The 16,733-nt window shown below is 58.1% G+C and carries 18 protein-coding genes; 10 read left to right on the top strand and 8 right to left on the bottom strand.

All coding sequences use genetic code 11. The annotated features are described in order from the left end of the window. The first annotated feature begins 8 nt into the window (after window positions 1-8). Entirely contained in the window at window positions 9-134 is a 126-nt protein-coding gene (locus SPHFLASMR4Y_RS17320; protein WP_260807081.1) for a hypothetical protein, read from the top strand. Window positions 135-498: 364 nt separating this feature from the next. Beyond that, on the top strand, window positions 499-978 hold the full coding sequence (locus SPHFLASMR4Y_RS05320; protein ID WP_089132628.1) for an Hsp20 family protein: 480 nt from the start codon (window positions 499-501) through the stop codon (window positions 976-978). A gap of 170 nt (window positions 979-1,148) precedes the next feature. On the opposite strand, the gene SPHFLASMR4Y_RS05325 is transcribed toward SPHFLASMR4Y_RS05320, so the two are convergent. The 4 genes from SPHFLASMR4Y_RS05325 to tpiA form a co-directional block, all read right to left on the bottom strand. After that, entirely contained in the window at window positions 1,149-1,835 is a 687-nt protein-coding gene (locus tag SPHFLASMR4Y_RS05325) for a Crp/Fnr family transcriptional regulator (RefSeq protein WP_089132629.1), read from the bottom strand. A 139-nt stretch (window positions 1,836-1,974) separates the two neighbouring features. After that, window positions 1,975-3,606, bottom strand: coding sequence for a CTP synthase (locus SPHFLASMR4Y_RS05330; protein WP_089132630.1), 1,632 nt, complete (start codon window positions 3,604-3,606; stop codon window positions 1,975-1,977). 178 nt (window positions 3,607-3,784) lie between these two features. After that, window positions 3,785-4,177 carry a preprotein translocase subunit SecG gene (gene secG / locus SPHFLASMR4Y_RS05335; RefSeq protein WP_089132631.1) on the bottom strand — a complete coding sequence of 131 codons (393 nt, stop codon included), beginning with the start codon at window positions 4,175-4,177 and terminating at the stop codon, window positions 3,785-3,787. A 244-nt stretch (window positions 4,178-4,421) separates the two neighbouring features. Further along, entirely contained in the window at window positions 4,422-5,168 is a 747-nt protein-coding gene (tpiA, locus tag SPHFLASMR4Y_RS05340) for a triose-phosphate isomerase (protein ID WP_089132632.1), read from the bottom strand. A 153-nt stretch (window positions 5,169-5,321) separates the two neighbouring features. On the opposite strand from tpiA, the gene SPHFLASMR4Y_RS05345 reads away from it, so the two are divergent. Next, window positions 5,322-7,265: a peptidylprolyl isomerase gene (locus tag SPHFLASMR4Y_RS05345; protein WP_089132633.1), complete on the top strand. Its 1,944-nt coding sequence runs from the start codon at window positions 5,322-5,324 to the stop codon at window positions 7,263-7,265. A gap of 7 nt (window positions 7,266-7,272) precedes the next feature. Continuing rightward, window positions 7,273-8,814, top strand: coding sequence for an anthranilate synthase component I (trpE, locus tag SPHFLASMR4Y_RS05350; protein WP_089132634.1), 1,542 nt, complete (start codon window positions 7,273-7,275; stop codon window positions 8,812-8,814). Between the two features lie 90 nt (window positions 8,815-8,904). On the opposite strand, the gene SPHFLASMR4Y_RS05355 is transcribed toward trpE, so the two are convergent. The 3 genes from SPHFLASMR4Y_RS05355 to SPHFLASMR4Y_RS05365 all read right to left on the bottom strand — a co-directional run bounded on the left by SPHFLASMR4Y_RS05355 (window position 8,905) and on the right by SPHFLASMR4Y_RS05365 (window position 11,239). After that, window positions 8,905-9,765, bottom strand: coding sequence for a hypothetical protein (locus tag SPHFLASMR4Y_RS05355; RefSeq protein ID WP_089132635.1), 861 nt, complete (start codon window positions 9,763-9,765; stop codon window positions 8,905-8,907). After that, on the bottom strand, window positions 9,759-10,574 hold the full coding sequence (locus SPHFLASMR4Y_RS05360) for a hypothetical protein (protein ID WP_089132636.1): 816 nt from the start codon (window positions 10,572-10,574) through the stop codon (window positions 9,759-9,761). Before SPHFLASMR4Y_RS05360 ends, SPHFLASMR4Y_RS05355 begins: the two co-directional genes overlap by 7 nt. A gap of 359 nt (window positions 10,575-10,933) precedes the next feature. Next, on the bottom strand, window positions 10,934-11,239 hold the full coding sequence (locus SPHFLASMR4Y_RS05365; protein WP_145955460.1) for a hypothetical protein: 306 nt from the start codon (window positions 11,237-11,239) through the stop codon (window positions 10,934-10,936). Between the two features lie 211 nt (window positions 11,240-11,450). Between SPHFLASMR4Y_RS05365 and SPHFLASMR4Y_RS05370 the strand changes: the two genes are divergently transcribed. Beyond that, window positions 11,451-11,888 carry a peptidylprolyl isomerase gene (locus tag SPHFLASMR4Y_RS05370; protein WP_089132638.1) on the top strand — a complete coding sequence of 146 codons (438 nt, stop codon included), beginning with the start codon at window positions 11,451-11,453 and terminating at the stop codon, window positions 11,886-11,888. A gap of 121 nt (window positions 11,889-12,009) precedes the next feature. On the opposite strand, the gene SPHFLASMR4Y_RS05375 is transcribed toward SPHFLASMR4Y_RS05370, so the two are convergent. After that, window positions 12,010-12,312, bottom strand: a complete 303-nt coding sequence (locus SPHFLASMR4Y_RS05375; protein WP_089132639.1) for a polyhydroxyalkanoic acid system family protein — start codon at window positions 12,310-12,312, stop codon at window positions 12,010-12,012. A gap of 199 nt (window positions 12,313-12,511) precedes the next feature. Between SPHFLASMR4Y_RS05375 and SPHFLASMR4Y_RS05380 the strand changes: the two genes are divergently transcribed. The 5 genes from SPHFLASMR4Y_RS05380 to SPHFLASMR4Y_RS05400 are packed head-to-tail and all read left to right on the top strand — an operon-like array spanning window position 12,512 to window position 16,515. Next, a complete protein-coding gene (locus SPHFLASMR4Y_RS05380) occupies window positions 12,512-13,096 on the top strand; it encodes an anthranilate synthase component II (protein ID WP_089132640.1) in 585 nt (194 codons plus the stop codon). Continuing rightward, the gene (trpD, locus tag SPHFLASMR4Y_RS05385; RefSeq protein ID WP_089132641.1) at window positions 13,093-14,079 is read left to right on the top strand and encodes an anthranilate phosphoribosyltransferase; all 987 of its coding nucleotides are present in this window, start codon (window positions 13,093-13,095) and stop codon (window positions 14,077-14,079) included. The genes SPHFLASMR4Y_RS05380 and trpD overlap by 4 nt, the downstream gene beginning before the upstream one ends. Continuing rightward, window positions 14,076-14,867 carry an indole-3-glycerol phosphate synthase TrpC gene (gene trpC / locus SPHFLASMR4Y_RS05390; protein ID WP_089132642.1) on the top strand — a complete coding sequence of 264 codons (792 nt, stop codon included), beginning with the start codon at window positions 14,076-14,078 and terminating at the stop codon, window positions 14,865-14,867. Before trpD ends, trpC begins: the two co-directional genes overlap by 4 nt. Then, window positions 14,864-15,334, top strand: coding sequence for a cyclic pyranopterin monophosphate synthase MoaC (gene moaC, locus SPHFLASMR4Y_RS05395; RefSeq protein ID WP_089132643.1), 471 nt, complete (start codon window positions 14,864-14,866; stop codon window positions 15,332-15,334). The genes trpC and moaC overlap by 4 nt, the downstream gene beginning before the upstream one ends. Continuing rightward, the gene (locus SPHFLASMR4Y_RS05400) at window positions 15,331-16,515 is read left to right on the top strand and encodes a molybdopterin molybdotransferase MoeA (RefSeq protein ID WP_089132644.1); all 1,185 of its coding nucleotides are present in this window, start codon (window positions 15,331-15,333) and stop codon (window positions 16,513-16,515) included. Before moaC ends, SPHFLASMR4Y_RS05400 begins: the two co-directional genes overlap by 4 nt. The last annotated feature ends 218 nt before the right edge of the window (window positions 16,516-16,733 follow it).

A 16,733-nucleotide genomic window follows, 5' to 3' on the forward strand; every position in this document is an offset into this window, starting at 1 on the left:
CGACTTCCTTGGATCAGATTTCCCTGCCTTTACGGTTGCTGGCCGGGGCAAGCAAGTGGCATGGTGGTAATTATGCTGTTGCCGATATGACACAAAGATTGATCAATCTTTCAAAAGCATCAAATTTGGCATGACAAAATTAAGTCAGTCGATCAGATATGGTTACAGAATCAAACATCTCGATTAACGGGTCATGGTTCAGGGATCCTTTCCGGTTCCGCCAAATGTTGGGGGACAAGCGGCGTCGAATAGGAAGGGAAAACAGGGGACGAATTAGTTCGTCACCATTTTCGCCCGGGTGCTTATCGGCATCCGGGCGTTTTTTTTGCACCAATATTTTTCCAAGCCATTGGTAATACGACCTTTTTCTCCTCTTGAAATTGGGAAAGATGATCATATCTTTATTCATGTGGAACGCCTTTCGGGTTTCACATGAACGAACCGGATGCCGCATGTGCGGGTCCAAATTTACATTGCTCAATTGCAGAGGATATAGATATGAATCGTTTTGACTTTACCCCCTATCGCCGTTCAACCGTAGGTTTTGACCGGCTGTTCGACCTTCTTGAAAATAACGCCCGCGCGCAGCAATCCGAGAATTACCCGCCGTTCAACATCGAACGCAGCGGTGAAGATCATTATCGGATCACACTGGCCGTCGCCGGTTTCAAGGAAGATGAAATTGAAATTACCGCCCAGCAGAATTTGCTGCTTGTCGCCGGCAATAAGAAAACCGACGATCAGGAAAGCAAGCAGTTTCTGCACATGGGCATCGCCAACCGCAACTTTGAACGGCGCTTTGAACTCGCCGATTTCGTTCGCGTCGAGAACGCAGGATTGGCCGACGGCCTGCTTGAGATCGACCTGGTCCGGGAAATTCCCGAAGCCATGCGGCCGCAGACGATCGCCATCAACAAGGGCGACAATGTCACCAAAATTGCGGACAAGCGGGACAAGAAAGAAGACAAGGCCGCTTAAGCAAGCGGATCCTTTAACCGAAAACCGGAGGCAGCCAGCGCGATCTGGCTGCCTTTTTTAATGAGGCTGAAATGAAATGGGGCAGCCGGATGAGGATCCGACTGCCCCTGACACCCGCTTGGTGTCACTCTTGACGATAATTAACCCGGGTCGCAAAAGGCCAATTTTCGTCAAGAATCTGCTTCGGCGATATGGGAAAGCATCGCATGGTCCAGAATCCGGACCTTTCCGCTCTCCACTGCCACAATCCCGTTCTCTGACCAGGTGGATAGTTGCCGATTAATATGTTCGCGCGACATGCCGGCAAAATTGCCGAGCTCGCTCTGGCTCAGGTCCAGCTTCAGTCGCCCCTCGTCTGCGCCGACCACTGATAATCTCAGCAGATAGCGTGCCAGTCGCGGCCCGGAAGTATAGGCACGATCGCCTTCGATCATGCTGTTGGCCATCCGGATCCGCTTCGCCATGACCTTCAAAAGCCGCAGCGCCATATTCTTGTGCTTGGCGAGAATGTCTTCGAAAGCTTCCCGTGTGATCGAAAGCGCCGAAGTCGGTTCGATCGCAGTCACGCTGGCGGTTCGCTCGCCGCCATCCAGCAAGGCGATTTCACCCAGAACCTGCCCGGCTTCCGCATAGTCGAGAACAACTTCATAACCATTGCTGGCGATCATGCTGGTACGCGCATTGCCTGACAATAATATCAGAAGCGAGTTTCCAGGATCCCCCTGCATGATCAATTCGTCCCCTTTTTTATACTGCATGAAATTTCCACGCAATATCAAGTCTGCCAGCTCGGCGTCGTCGCAGTCGGCAAACAGGCTGTGCTCAGCCAGAATATTTGCCAACTCTTCGACTTTCACTGCACCCGTCCCCCGGCCTTGCCCTGAAGTTTCACTAACTCTCTTTTGCCGTGTAATTGTGACAATAGTCACATCCTGTAAAATTTATTGGACAGATTCGACATGTGTCGAAACTGTCCAGAAAATTTGCTCGCGGATTCTAGACCAGCCTGCTTTGCTGCAATGCGGCGGCTATGAAAGAGGCAAATAAAGGATGCGGATCAAAGGGCTTGCTCTTCAGCTCCGGATGGAACTGGACGCCGACAAACCAGCTGTGATCGGGCCGTTCAACGGTCTCCGGAAGCTCGCCATCGGGTGACATGCCCGAGAAGATCAGGCCGGTTTGCTCAAGCCGATCGACATAGCCCTTGTTCACCTCATAGCGATGCCGATGCCGTTCGCTGATTTCGCGGCTGCCATAAATTTCGCTGATTTTCGATCCCTGTCGCAGCACCGCGTCATAGGCGCCCAGGCGCATCGTACCGCCCAGGTCTCCCCCCGCTTCGCGTTTTTGCAGGCCTTCCTCGGTCATCCACTCGGTGATCAGGCCGACAACCGGCTCATCGGTTTCGCCAAATTCGGTCGTCGATGCACTTTCTATGCCGGCCAGATTGCGGGCCGCCTCGACGCAGGCCATTTGCATGCCCAGACAGATACCGAAAAACGGAATATCATTCTCCCGGGCGAACTTGACCGAGCCGATCTTTCCTTCGCTACCGCGTTCACCAAAGCCACCGGGAACCAGAATCGCGTGAAGGGGCTCCAGCTTGGTCGCAAGATCTTCTTCATCTTCAAACAGTTCGGCATCGAGCCAGCGGACCTGTACTTTGACCCGATTGGCCAGACCGCCGTGAAACAGCGCCTCCTGAAGCGATTTATAGGCGTCCTGCAGGCCAACATATTTGCCCACCACACCGACAATGACTTCGCCTTCCGGATGCTCGATCCGTTCCATGACATCATACCAGCGCGACAGGTCCGGCTCCGGTGCGTCATCGATGGAGAAGGCGCGCAGCACCTCTCTGTCCAGGCCTTCCTGATGATATTGCAGAGGCACATTATAGATATTGCTCGCATCCAGTGCCGGAATCACCGATTCCTTGCGAACATTGCAGAATTGCGCGATTTTCGCCCGTTCGGTGTCGGGCAGCGGATGTTCGCAACGGCACAGCAATATGTCCGGCTGGATACCCAGCGAAGTCAGTTCCCTGACGCTATGCTGTGTCGGCTTGGTCTTCAACTCACCGGCAGCGGCAATATAAGGCACCAGCGTTACATGCACGGAAATCGCATTGTCCCGTCCGACCTTGTTGCGCAATTGCCGAATCGCCTCGATGAAAGGCAGGCTTTCGATATCGCCGACCGTCCCGCCAATTTCGCAAAGGACAAAGTCGATCCCGTCGAGCTTGTCCTCGGCAAAGGCCTGGATCGCATCGGTGACATGCGGAATGACCTGGACCGTGGCGCCCAGATAATCGCCACGCCGTTCCTTGGTAATGATCGACTGATAGATTCGCCCCGACGTGACATTGTCGGACTGCAACGAGGGAACGCCGGTAAAGCGTTCATAATGGCCAAGATCGAGATCGGTCTCCGCCCCGTCATCGGTGACATAGACTTCGCCGTGCTGATAGGGCGACATCGTGCCCGGATCAACGTTGAGATAGGGGTCGAGTTTCCGGATTCGCACGGAATATCCGCGAGCCTGCAACAGAGCGCCGAGGCTCGCCGCCATCAGACCTTTGCCAAGAGAGGAAACCACACCGCCGGTTATGAAAATATATCGCGCCATGGGAGGAGAGGCTTAAGGCGTAAATGGCACAATTGGCAATCCCGCGAATCCGGAAAAGCGAAATAAATATTATTTGGCAGCGACCTTTATCCACTCTGCGAGAGTCACCGATTTAGAGCGCACGGGAGGAGGTCGCGATTTCCTTGCAATCGCGCCAGAGACCAAATTGTCAGAAGTCTTACTGGTCCAGCGGGACAGAGCCGTCGGTGCTGGCAGCCGGTTCTTCTTCTGCCGCTGCAGCAGCGGCCGCTGCCAGTGGATCGTCACCGACCAGAGGCACATCGTCAGCCGGTGCGGAAATCGGTGCCGTATCGCGTTGCAGACTCTGGTCGATCGTCTCAACCTTGCCTTCTGCAGCAGCCAGAACCGCCAGAGTGATCGACAATGCGACAAACAAGACCGCAAGAACCGACGTCGTCCGCGTCAGCAAGTCGGCGGCGCCGCGCGCCGACATCATGCCGGAAGGCGAGCCGCCCACACCCAGTCCGCCGCCTTCAGATTTCTGCATCAATATGACACCCACCAGCATGGCGGCGACAATGGCTTGAAGGACGGTGAGAAATAGAAACATGAGTTTTCCGAACTAATATGGCGAGCATGGCTCCGACGTGCAGCGCACATAGCGATTGACCCGCCGGAGTTCAAGCGATGATCGTCGTGCTTCCAACAGCCAAAGTTCGTCAAAGTTCGGGCCAAGGAAGGCTGGAAACACGTGGCGTTGGATAGAATATACCAAATGTCGGAAATTATATTACCGACAATATGATCATCCGCTATACTCCAGGCCGGGAGATATGGGCTTCGATCAAGTCCAATCAGGCATCCGCAGCAGCCTCGATAATCGGTCCGAATTTGGCTGCCGTCAGGCTTGCACCGCCAACCAGTCCGCCATCGACATTGGGAACCGCGAGCAGCTCGGCGGCATTGCTGCCGTTCATCGAGCCACCATAGAGGATGCGCACATCCTCGCTGCCCTGCCCCATCAATTCGCCGAGTTTTGCCCGGATCGCGGCGTGCATTTCTTCGACATCGCTGGCCTCGGGTACCCGGCCGGTACCGATGGCCCAGACCGGTTCATAAGCGATGGTCAGCCAGTCGGCGGCGGCACCGGCGGGGAAAGAGCGAGCGAGTTGTACGGTGACGATTTCAACGGCCTGTCCGGCATCACGCTCCTCTTCGGTCTCACCGACACAGATAATCGCCCCCATGCCGGCAGCATGGACTGCCTCGGCCTTGGCTTTTACTTCGGCATCACTCTCCTGCTGGTCGGCACGGCGTTCGCTATGCCCAAGGATTGAATAGGTTGCCCCCGCTTCTTTCAGCATGGCGGCGGAAAGACATCCGGTATGCGCTCCGTTTTCGGCAAAATGACAATCCTGCGCCCCGATGGGGAGGCCGGGATTGGCCTCCACCGCTGCGGCTATCAATGTGGCAGGAGGGCAAATTCCGACATCCGCGCTTTCGTGATTGGCGGCGATTGCAGCGATCGCGGCGATATCCGACAACTGCGCGCGCTGTCCGTTCATTTTCCAGTTGCCTACAATATATTTGCGGTTTGCCATGTTGCCCTTAGCCTTTTTCTTTTTTCCAATGTTCGCCCGCTATCAAATATCCTTTCGCTTGCCAATTTCCTTCCGCAGTCTTTTGCTTGAACCACGAAGCCAAGCCGCCTAAAGCAAGCGCCAGTCGCACTCCCGCAATGGAACATCTCTTTCATGATCAGTTTTTTCCGCCGTATTTTTTCTTCGAAACTCGGACTTTTTCTGACCTTCTGTTTCGTTGGTTTGATCGCCATTGCCTTTGCGACCGCCGATGTGTCGAGCAGCGGCACCTTCGGCGGCGTAACCGGATCGGGAACGGCTGCCAAGATTGGCGACAGCAAGTTGACCAGCGCGGAACTCGGTCAGTCCGTCAACAATGCCTTTCGCGGCGAACAGCGCCAGAATACCGGGCTGGATCTCAAGACCTTCATCAACGGCGGCGGCTTCGAAGATGTTCTCGAACGGCTGATCAACAGCTTCGCCATTGCCGAGTTCGGCACCAAATATGGAATGGCCGCCGGCAAGCGCCTGGTCGACGGGGAGATTGCCGGCATTCCGACCTTTCAGGGTGCTGATGGCCAGTTCAGCGAGGAGAATTTCCGTCGCGCCCTGCAACAGCAGGGCATCAACGAGACCCAGTTGCGGGACGATTTCACCCGCAACCTGATGGCCGAGCAATTGCTGACGACCGCGGGCTTCGGGGCCGCCGTGCCGCAGAAGCTTGTCATCCCTTATGCGTCTTTGCTGCTGGAATCGCGTGAAGGGCAGATTGCAACCGTCCCGTCTGTCGCGTTCATCGACAACAGCAAGCCGGCCAAGGCCGCCGTCGAAGCCTTTTATGCCAAGAACGCGTCCCGCTACACGATCCCCGAAAGGCGGACGATCCGCTATGCACTGTTCGAAAAATCGCGTTTCAATGACAAGATCAAGCCGAGTGAAAAGGAAATCGCCGGTTATTACAAGCTGAACAATGCCCGCTATTCGGCCAGCGAGACCCGCAATTTCAACCAGGTCATCCTGCCTACTGAAGCCGCCGCCAAGGCGCTCGCCGACAAGATCAAGGCTGGCACATCGATCGAGCAGGCTGCCCAGTCGGTTGGTCTTTCTGCCTCGGCGGTAGGACCGGTCAACAAGGCCGATTTTGCCAATAGCGCATCGCAAGCTGTGGCCAATGCCGCCTTTACCGTTTCGTCCGGTGCAATCGCCGGGCCGGCGCAAAGCGCGCTGGGCTGGCACATCGTCAAGGTCCGGGACATCAAGAAGATACCTGCCCGCTCGCTGGACCAGGTCCGCACCGAGATCGTTGCCGAACTGACCCGCGAGAAAATCGAGGAAGCGATCGCGGAATTGACCGTTCGTCTGGAAGATGAATTTGCCGACGGCGCGACGCTTGGCGATATCGCCGAGGCCGAAGAGCTCAAGATCGAGTCCACGCCGGCGCTTCTCGCCAATGGCCAGAACCCCAACGACCAGAATTACAAACCCATCCCCGAGATGCAGCAGATATTGCCGGTTGCCTTCGCCGTGGATGAGGACAGCGATCCGCAGATCGTCGAGATCGTTCCCGGCGAGAAATATGCCGCCATCGATGTTTCCGAGATCACGGAATCCGCTCCGCCACCACTGGCCCAGATCGAGCAACTGGTGACGCGGGACTATATGCTGGACCAGGGGTCAAAAAAGGCCAAAGCGGTCGCAGACAAGATCGCCAAGGCGGTCAGCAACGGCACCTCCCTGTCCAAAGCGGTGGCCGATGCCGGAGTGAATTTGCCCAATGTCCAGAAAGTCAGCGCCACACGGGCCGAACTCGCCCGGCAAAGCCAGGAGGGACAAGTTCCTCCACCGCTCAGCCTGATGTTCAGCATGGCCGAAGGCACGGCAAAATCGCTTGCCGCACCGCGTGACCAGGGCTGGTTCGTGGTTGTACTCGACAAGCTCAATCGCGGCGATGCCTCGAAGCGGGAAGATTTGCTGAACGCGACAAAGAACCAGTTCAAACAGGTGTTTGGCAATGAATATACCGCGCAATTCATCAACGCGATGAAGGCCGATGTCGGTGTCGAACGCAACGAAGACACGCTGACCGCGCTGAAACAACAGCTGCTCGGCGGAAATTGATCCCGTCATGGCGGGCAGTTTCGGAACGGAAGCGGCGCGCGCGGCTCTCGACAGCGGCAAGCCGGCGCTGATCTGGCGGCGACAGGTGGCCGATACCGAGACGCCGGTGTCCGCTGCCCTGAAGCTGATGGAAGAAGGCCGCGGCGACTATCTGCTCGAATCGGTCGAAGGCGGCGAAACCCGCGGACGACACAGCATGATCGGACTGGCCCCGGATCTGGTGTTCCGGGCCGATGGCGACACAGCCGCAATCAACCCGGTCTGGCTGCAGGACCGCACGGCTTTTGCTCCGGAAGACAACGACAGCCTTTCCGCCCTCCGCAATCTGGTCAAGGCCTGCCGTATGGACGTGCCGGAAGAATTGCCGCGCGCCCTCGCCTGTCTGGTTGGCTATTTCGGCTATGAAACCATCGGGCTGGTGGAAAAGCTTCCCCGAGCACCGCAGTCCGAGCTGGAACTGCCCGACATGCTGTTCGTCCGGCCGACCGTGATCCTGATCTTCGACCGGCTGGCCGACGAGCTGTTTCTGGTCGCCCCGGTGTGGCCGGAGACCGAGGGGAATCGCGACGCAAAAATCGCTTTGGCGGAAGACCGGCTGGATGAAGCGCAGCGGGGCCTCTCCAGCCCCGTTCGTTCCGATCTTGTCGAAGGACGCTCGTCAGCCGCTCCCAAGGCTGGCCTCACCCCCGACGAACCGGCGTTCACACCGCAAGTCCCGGCCGAAAAATATGGCGAGATGGTCCTGCGCGCCAAGGAATATATCGAGGCCGGGGATATCTTCCAGGTGGTGCTGGCGCAGCGGTTCACCACGCCCTTCGCCCTGCCGCCGATCGAGCTCTATCGCGCCCTGCGCCGGATCAATCCCTCGCCCTTCCTGTTCTTCCTCGACCTGCCCGGCTTTGCCCTCACCGGCTCCAGTCCGGAAATTCTGGTCCGCGCGCGCGATGGTGAAGTGACCATCCGTCCGATCGCCGGCACCCGTCCGCGCGGCGCCAACGCGACCGAGGACAAGGCGAACAGGGAAAGCCTGCTCGCCGATCCGAAGGAGCGGGCCGAACATCTGATGCTGCTCGATCTCGGGCGCAACGATGTCGGCCGGGTAGCCAGCGCGCACAGCGTCGAGGTCACCGACAGCTATACGGTCGAATTTTACAGCCATGTCATGCATATCGTATCCAACGTGGTTGGAGAGCTGGCCCCGGACAAGGACGCGCTCGACGCCCTGTTCGCCGGCTTCCCCGCCGGCACGGTCAGCGGCGCGCCCAAGGTCCGCGCGTGCCAGATCATCGCCGAACTCGAACCCGAAACCCGCGGTGCCTATGCCGGCGGTGTCGGCTATTTCTCGCCCGATGGCAGCATGGACAGCTGTATCGTGTTGCGCACCGGGATTGTGAAGGACGGCACGCTGCATGTGCAGGCGGGGGCCGGGATCGTGGCGGATAGCGATCCCGCTTATGAACTGGCCGAATGCCGGGCCAAGGCGGGCGCTTTGCTGGCCGCCGCAAAAGAGGCGGTGAAGCGGGCGCAGGATGTCGGCTTTGGCCAGTGAGATGAAGGAATCTTTTGTTACCGCCAAATGGGCCTGGTGCGCGCAGCCCCCGAACATCAACGTCTGCCCTCTCGGCGCGCATGATTTCACCTAGAAATTATCGGGCACCTCTTCACCTGTAACGGGATTGATGACCTTCCCCTTGGCAAAGCCAAGCACATCCGGAACCGGCCCCAGGCGGTCGATATTCACCGCGTTGGGCGTGAAAAATCGGCCAATGGCACGATATTGAGCAGCTTTGATTTTCGTATTGCTCAGAGTCTGGGGGATCAAACTATCGGGTCGAGCAGTGCGCACCGTGCCAGAGAAGCCTGGCCTGCCCTCCAATTCTGGCGCAGTGGACCCTCGCAAAGAAAAGTCGCTGATCAGATAACCAAGATCGGTCACTTCGCCCGCATTCGCGGTAAATCCCACTGTACCGAGGCACAAACAGAACATCAGTCGCGGCAGTCCGGTGGAAGGGGTGAAACCATATAAGATATATTCGCCCGGCTTGGCCTCTACCAGAAATATTTCTTCATCGTCCGTTTTCAGGAAAGCATCGCCGTAATCCACATCTTGCAAATTTGCTATTTCGTCCCAGACGAAAGCAAAGCTGTCAATGGAGGGTTTTTGAGGTGCAGGGGCCGCGTTATCCCCGCGGCTCTGATACCGCTTCAGTTCACGCTCATATTGACGATTCAAGATTGGCAGTTGCTTGGCAAACGCGCTGGATTTTGCGATCTCATAACGCTCAATTTCAATCTCGGTCGGCACACGCATCAACAGTGGCTCGAGCGGCCTCACTCCATCCAGCTGCTTAACTCTAAACAGTAAATAAGCGCGATCAGCGCGAATTTCCAATCCCTGATCCGCCTTTATCTCGACGAGCTCGTCAGGCGGTTTGGCGGAGGCTGAACCGCCAAAACCTAGCGCCACCATGAGCAAGCCGAATATAGCACGCGTCACCATTTTATTTCATCCAGAGGTTCAGCATCCGGCCGAGGCCCCGAAGCAATTTTGGCTCGAACAGCAATAGACTCGAGAGAAAAACCATCGTTCATTATTTTCCAGGTCGCTTTGGGCATTGGAAAACGCTGATAACCGCGAGGGCCAAGGCATTTTTGCAAACGCAATTGCTTCGCACGCTCGAGGCCCGATCCGCCTAGCAATGCGCCGATCAACAAGCCCGTCAGACCATAATTGTTCACCGCTGGGGCGGTGGCGTCGCGATCCTCTGGCGTACCGCGCCAAGCGATAAACATAGGCAACAGAGCCGCGTTACCTTCAGCTATCGGCACAAAGCGATAGCAGTCTGCGAGATCAGCATAGGCCTCTTCATAGGTTGTAGATGCGCGCCAAAAGTAAAAATATTTCTCACCATTGCGCACAATTTTCGCGTCCCGCCCACCTGTTATCTCAGGAATTGCGATTTGGTCCGGATCGGGTATCGCCTCAATCTGCTGCGCTGTGGCGCTTGCCGGAAATATCAACATTCTAATGATGAGAGAGAAAGCAAAACAAGACCATATTGCCTTCATACCATTTGGTCCTTCAACACTTGCTGACTTGCGGGTTACCTTGTCCCTCGCGCGATCTGAAATCATACGCATTCGGTGCAGAATGGCAAATCTTTCAATGCACCAGAGACCTGACGGAGTCGGAAGCCAACGTTTCTCCCGCTTCCTGCTGCCAGGATAGATCGGCTCCACCTGGATCTTTTCGGCCAGCATCGGCGGCAGGTCGAAGATCGTGTGGACCTTGCCTTCGCGGATATGCATTCGCACCCCATGCGTCGACCGGATTTCGGACGTCGGTCAGTTCCCTGCTGTACGCTGCCTTTCCGCTCTCCAAGCCCGAAGCATAGCCCGACGATAAATTGACTTTAATCTGGGGATCGATAAAAACGCTATTCGCAGCACGAAATCGCCTTCAAAGTCAGGCGAACCGGCGGAGCACCACAGACGCTAGAGGCCAACGAACATGAAAAAAACAGCATAGAAACCACATTTCAATTCTCCACAGGCCCTAGCTGAATGTCCCGGCCACACGTCCGGAATGCACATCAGGCGCATCATAAGCTGACTTGCCCTATCGCGGCGCAATAAGTTCGGGGTCCTGACGGATTGCCCAGCCGGACTCACAATCTAGGTTCCGCTTGGCGCTTCGCCCGCGCAATCCATCGCTTGATATGTGCCTCACGCGCACCAATTTGGCGGACCTTCTGGCCGTAGTGCCGAGAACATGGCTCATGAAACGCGACGCCTGTTGTCGCCGCAAGCGTCAATCGCCCCGGTGCGAGATGATATCCGGGAACGTCAAAGCCTGTTTCAATCCTGCCGATGAAGGTCTTGTCGAGCTGTTTCTCCAGCTTGAAAAGGCTCAACTCCCGTGTCAGCCAACGCATCGGGCTGCAAATGGCACGAAGAAAACGTCCGATAATCACGCGACCATCCATGGACCGAAGGTAAAACAAACCGTTTCGTTCTAAAAAAATCGCATATCAAAGCCAGAAAGCAATGCACCGATCAGGCGCAAAAAAAGATTGTGTTTGACTGCAGGGTTCCTGGTTGCGACAATTCGGCCACTGCGCGTCGGATGGATGCGCGATACCAAAGCGGTTTGAAGATACCGTCCCCCCTCCTGAAAGGATATATATGCAAAATGCAACACAAGGTAATATTGTCGTGATCGATTATGCCGTGCGCACGTCCGACGGCACGCTCGTCGGCGATACCAAAGAAACAGGCCCCCAGGAGATCAAGCTTGGCGATGGCGCCATTTTTCCCCAGGTCGAAGCAAAGATTGCTGACATGAAAGTTGGCGATCAGGAAACAGTCTCGATCGAATGCAATAATGCCTTTGGCCCGCGACGCGAAGAAATGGTCCTCGACATTCCTCGGCAGAACCTGCCGCCAGAAGCCGACCCACAGCCGGGCATGGCGCTTCAGGCGCAACAGGAAGACGGCTCTGCTGTCACCCTTTATATCGTTGCTGTGAACGAAGACAGCGTGAAAGCCGACGGCAATCACCCGCTCGCCGGGGAAGATCTCGCTTTCGATGTCACGCTGCGCGAAATCAAGGATGCGGCCTAGAATTACAGGGGCGGTCCGGTTTGGCCATGCTGGCTAGCCGAACCGTCTCTATTCTGACCGTTGTCGCCGTCGATTACATTAGAGTGCTGCGCCGGATGCGAGCATTACTCCACAGCTCTCGTCACTCCAGCATCTTCGGAGCTTCCTTCATCAGCTTCGCCTTGATCTTGTTGGCGAACATCGCCAGCATCGGCGGCAGGTCGAGCACGGCATAGACCTCGTCCTCGCGGACATGCATGTCGCTTTTGATGCGCTGTCCGATGGCTTCCAGGGTGAAGTGGAGATGATCGCCTTCCCAGTGATGGTCGGTCAGATTGGCGCCGGGGATGATGTCGCCCAGCGTGTGGATGCCGCTGCCGATCCGGTTTTTGGCTTCTTCCAGTCCCAGTTTGTGCGGAATATTGACGGTGACGGGTTCGCCCATGATGATTCTCCAAACAGACATGTTACTAAAACCGTTAGTCCTGAGCCTGTCGAAGGACGCCTATCGACGGAGGGCGCACTTCGACAGGCTCAGTGCCAACGGCAGGTGGTTGGCAATTTCCCTATCACCGCAAAGGCGCAGGTCAAAGCTTTCGCGGAAACACTTGGCCTGCCGATAATTTCCGATTAGGCAGCTTCGCATGATCCTCGTTATCGACAATTATGACAGCTTCACCTTCAACCTCGTCCATTATCTGATGGAACTGGGCGCCGAGGTACGCGTCGAGCGCAACGACGCGCTGACCGCCAGCGAAGCGCTCGCCACCGGCGCGCAGGCCTTCCTGATTTCGCCGGGTCCCTGCACCCCCAATGAAGCGGGCATATCGCTCGATCTGGTCGCGGCCTGCGCCGATGCGGAAAAGCCGCTGCTCGGCGTCTGTCTCGGCCACCAGAGCATCGGCCAGCATTTCGGTGGCAAGGTGGTGCGCGGCGGGCTGATGCACGGCAAGACTTCGCCGGTGAGCCATGACGGCAGCGGCGTCTTTGCCGGCCTGCCCTCGCCTTATACCGCGACCCGCTATCACTCGCTGATTGTCGAGGATATCCCTGCCTGCCTGCCGGTCAACGCCACCGCCGACGATGGTTCGGTCATGGGTTTCCGCCACGAAAGCCTGCCGATTCACGGCGTGCAATTCCATCCTGAGAGTATCGCCACGGAACATGGTCACAAGCTGCTGGCCAATTTCATGGCGATTGCGGGGATCAAAGCGAAGGAAGCGGCATGACCTTACCCGATCCGGCAAGCGCGCTCAGCGAAGCATCGGCCCGCGCGGCCTTTTCCGCGATCCTGGACGGCTCCTGCTCGGCCGAGGAGATCACGAAATTTCTGGTCGATCTTGCCGACCGCGGCGAGACCGCGACGGAAATCGCCGCAGCCGCACAGGAAATGCGCGCCCGGATGATCGCTGTCGACGCGCCCGCCAATGCCATCGATGTCTGCGGCACCGGCGGCGATGGCAGCCACAGCCTGAATATCAGCACCGCCACCGCTCTGGTGGTTGCCGCCTGCGAAATACCGATGGCGAAACATGGCAATCGCGCCGCTTCGAGCAAATCGGGCGCGGCCGATACGCTGGAAGCGCTCGGACTGGATCTGGCCAAGGCCGCGACCAACGGGGAGCAAAGCCTGCGCGAAATCGGCATCGCCTTTTTCTTCGCGCCCAACCATCAACCGGCGCTCGGCCCGCTGGGACCGATCCGCAAGGCCATCGGTCGCCGGACGATCTTCAATCTGCTCGGCCCCTTGTGCAATCCCGCGAAGGTCAAACGCCAGCTGATCGGCGTGGCTTCGCCCGATCTGGTCGAGACTTATGCCGAAGCGGCACTGCAACTGGGCTATGACAAGGCGATGATCGTCTCCGGCGAGGAAGGGCTCGACGAGCTCAGCATTTCCGGTCCTAGTCGGGTTGCCGTCATCAGCGATGGCAGCGTCACCATCAGCCGTATCACCCCGGAAGACGCGGGACTCCCCCGTCACCCGGCGGAAGCGATCAAAGGTGGTGATGCAGAATATAATGCTGCGGCGCTCAAGGCGCTGCTGCTGGGCGAAAAATCCGCCTATCGTGACGCCGTGTTGCTCAACAGCGCCGCCGCGTTAATGGTCGCGGGCGAAGTCGACAGCTGGGAGGAAGGCGTGGAGGAAGCCGCCGAAGCGCTCGACAAGGGCCTTGCCAACGCCATGCTCAACTGCTGGATCGCCAACCAATGAACAAGCTTGAAGAAATCTGCGCGACCACGCGGGACTATGTCCGGCAACGCAAGGCTGATGTTCCGGCGTCGAAACTGAGCGATGACATCGCTCGTCAGAGTGCGCCGCGCGGTTTTGCTGCGGCAATCCGCGAAAAATCGGCCGACGGCTTTGCCCTGATCGCCGAAATCAAGAAAGCCAGCCCGTCCAAGGGCCTGATCCGCGAGGATTTCGATCCCCCCGCCCATGCCCGCGCCTATCAGGCCGGCGGCGCTGCGTGCCTGTCGGTGCTGACGGACCAACCCTATTTTCAGGGCAAGGACGATTATCTGGTCGCGGCGCGCGCCGCCGTCGACCTGCCCTGCCTGCGCAAGGATTTCATGGTCGACCCCTGGCAGATCGCCGAATCGCGGGCGCTGGGTGCGGATGCGATATTGATCATCATGGCGGTGCTGGACGATGCTCTGGCGGCGGCAATCGAAGCGGAAGCCCTGTCGCTCGGCATGGACGCGCTGATCGAGGTGCACGACGAAGCGGAGCTGGAACGCGCGCTGAAGCTGCAGTCACCGCTGCTCGGCATCAACAACCGCAATCTCAAGACGTTCGAGACCAGCCTCGAGCAAACCGAACGGCTGGCCCAGCTGGTCCCCGACGACCGGATCATGGTGTCGGAAAGCGGTATCTTCACCCATGAGGATTGCCAGCGACTGTCAAAATCGGGCGCTCGCGCCTTTTTGGTAGGTGAATCCCTGATGCGACAGGATAATGTGGAGGCTGCAACCCGCGAGCTTTTGACAGGAACCCAATGAGCAAATTGACCCATATCGACGGCGACGGCGCGGCCCATATGGTCGATGTGGGCGGCAAGGCCGACACCGTCCGCGAAGCCCGTGCCGAGGGCCGGATCGCGATGAAACTGGAAGTCTTGGAAGCAATAAAAGCCAACACCATGAAGAAGGGCGATGTGCTGGCGACGGCGCGCATTGCCGGGATCATGGCGGCGAAGAAGACCAGCGATCTCATCCCCCTGTGTCATCCGCTGGCGCTGACCAAGGTGGCGGTGGATTTCGAATTTCTGGAGGACGGCATCAAGGTCTCTTCCATGGCGCGGCTGACCGACAAGACTGGTGTGGAAATGGAAGCTTTGACAGCCTGTTCCGTCGCACTCCTCACAATCTATGACATGTCCAAGGCGATGCAGAAGGATATGGTGATCAGCGATATCCGGCTGCTCTCGAAAAGCGGCGGCAAGTCGGGAGACTGGGTCGCGGAATGAGCAGCCTACTGCCTCTGGACGAAGCCCAGCAACGCCTGATCGCGCTGGCATCCCGCCTGCCCGCCGAAACCCTTTCCGTCCATGAAGCGCTCGGCCGCTATCTCGCCAGCGACCTGATCGCCAAGCGCGAGCAACCGGCGGCCGATATGTCGGCGATGGACGGCTATGCGATCCGCTTCGAGGATCGCAGCGGCCCGTGGACATTGATCGGCGAGTGCGCCGCCGGCAGCCCCCCGTGCCGCGCGCTGCAAGCCGGAGAGACCGCCCGTATTTTCACCGGTGCCCTGCTGCCCGAAGGCGCCGACACCGTGGTCATGCAGGAGAATGTCGCCGCCGATGGCACCACCATCCACCTGACCGCAGAGCCCTCCCCCGCAAAAGGCCGCCATGTCCGGCACAAAGGCGGTGATTTCCAGCAGGGCAGCACCGGCTTGCACGCAGGCAGCCTGCTCAACGCGGCGGCGCTCGGTGAAGCGGTGATCGCCGGCTATGGCGAGCTGTCGGTCGGCCTCCATCCCAAAGTGGCAGTCGTTTCGACCGGCGACGAACTGGTCGCGCCGGGCAGCGCCACCCTGCCCCACCAGATCCCCGCCAGCAATGACGTCATGCTGTCAGCCATGCTCTCCGGCCTGACCGCCGAAACCCGCAACCTGAGCCGCATTCCGGACAATATGGACATATTATGCCAGTCACTGGAAAGCGCGAAGGATTGCGACATCATCGTCACTATCGGCGGCGCCTCTGTCGGCGATCATGATCTGGTCGGGCCGGCGTTCGAGCGGCTCGGCGCCGAGATCGACTTCTACAAGATCGCGATGAAACCGGGCAAGCCGGTGATGGCCGGAACGCTCGGCCAGACGGTGATCCTGGCGCTCCCCGGCAACCCCGCCTCCGCCTTTGTCGCGGCCACATTATTCCTGCTGCCGCTGGTCCGCTTCATGGCCGGAGCCAAGACATATCTGCCCGCCTACCAAAGCGCCCCGACCAGCGAAGCCCTCCCCGCCAACGGCCCCCGCGCGCAGTTCCTGCGGGCCAGGGTCGACCAGAGCGGCATAACCCCCTTCAACAGTCAGGACAGCGCCAAGCTGTCGGTGCTGGCGGCGTCCAATGCGCTGCTGTACCGGCCTGCCGGTGCGGGGGCGGCGGATGTAGGGGAAATGGTGGCTTATATTGGGATATAGTTGTCAGGGTCGTCCGCTATCGGCACGTTGTTAGATCGTACCGAAGGGATGAGATTTGGGTGGCGAGCGTTCATTGACTCTTCTTCCAGATGATGTCCGCTAACTCCCGAAGGCGGACACTAGATGCTCATTTGAATGCACCAATATTTGCTGTTGCATTTTTCTGAACCAAGGCCGCCTTCCATCGAAAAAATATGCGCTGTCTGTGGTGGCCATCC

It is taken from the genome of Sphingorhabdus sp. SMR4y (assembly GCF_002218195.1).
In the GTDB taxonomy this organism is placed as follows: Bacteria; Pseudomonadota; Alphaproteobacteria; order Sphingomonadales; family Sphingomonadaceae; genus Parasphingorhabdus.

What these genes read in the sequence shown, in the direction of transcription:
- SPHFLASMR4Y_RS05320 (WP_089132628.1), top strand. Translation starts at nt 499, where the DNA reads ATGAATCGTTTTGACTTTACCCCCTATCGCCGTTCAACCGTAGGTTTT.
- SPHFLASMR4Y_RS05330 (WP_089132630.1), bottom strand. Translation starts at nt 3,606, where the DNA reads ATGGCGCGATATATTTTCATAACCGGCGGTGTGGTTTCCTCTCTTGGC.
- secG (WP_089132631.1), bottom strand. Translation starts at nt 4,177, where the DNA reads ATGTTTCTATTTCTCACCGTCCTTCAAGCCATTGTCGCCGCCATGCTG.
- tpiA (WP_089132632.1), bottom strand. Translation starts at nt 5,168, where the DNA reads ATGGCAAACCGCAAATATATTGTAGGCAACTGGAAAATGAACGGACAG.
- SPHFLASMR4Y_RS05345 (WP_089132633.1), top strand. Translation starts at nt 5,322, where the DNA reads ATGATCAGTTTTTTCCGCCGTATTTTTTCTTCGAAACTCGGACTTTTT.
- trpE (WP_089132634.1), top strand. Translation starts at nt 7,273, where the DNA reads ATGGCGGGCAGTTTCGGAACGGAAGCGGCGCGCGCGGCTCTCGACAGC.
- SPHFLASMR4Y_RS05355 (WP_089132635.1), bottom strand. Translation starts at nt 9,765, where the DNA reads ATGGTGACGCGTGCTATATTCGGCTTGCTCATGGTGGCGCTAGGTTTT.
- SPHFLASMR4Y_RS05360 (WP_089132636.1), bottom strand. Translation starts at nt 10,574, where the DNA reads ATGCATATCCGCGAAGGCAAGGTCCACACGATCTTCGACCTGCCGCCG.
- SPHFLASMR4Y_RS05370 (WP_089132638.1), top strand. Translation starts at nt 11,451, where the DNA reads ATGCAAAATGCAACACAAGGTAATATTGTCGTGATCGATTATGCCGTG.
- SPHFLASMR4Y_RS05375 (WP_089132639.1), bottom strand. Translation starts at nt 12,312, where the DNA reads ATGGGCGAACCCGTCACCGTCAATATTCCGCACAAACTGGGACTGGAA.
- SPHFLASMR4Y_RS05380 (WP_089132640.1), top strand. Translation starts at nt 12,512, where the DNA reads ATGATCCTCGTTATCGACAATTATGACAGCTTCACCTTCAACCTCGTC.
- trpD (WP_089132641.1), top strand. Translation starts at nt 13,093, where the DNA reads ATGACCTTACCCGATCCGGCAAGCGCGCTCAGCGAAGCATCGGCCCGC.
- trpC (WP_089132642.1), top strand. Translation starts at nt 14,076, where the DNA reads ATGAACAAGCTTGAAGAAATCTGCGCGACCACGCGGGACTATGTCCGG.
- moaC (WP_089132643.1), top strand. Translation starts at nt 14,864, where the DNA reads ATGAGCAAATTGACCCATATCGACGGCGACGGCGCGGCCCATATGGTC.
- SPHFLASMR4Y_RS05400 (WP_089132644.1), top strand. Translation starts at nt 15,331, where the DNA reads ATGAGCAGCCTACTGCCTCTGGACGAAGCCCAGCAACGCCTGATCGCG.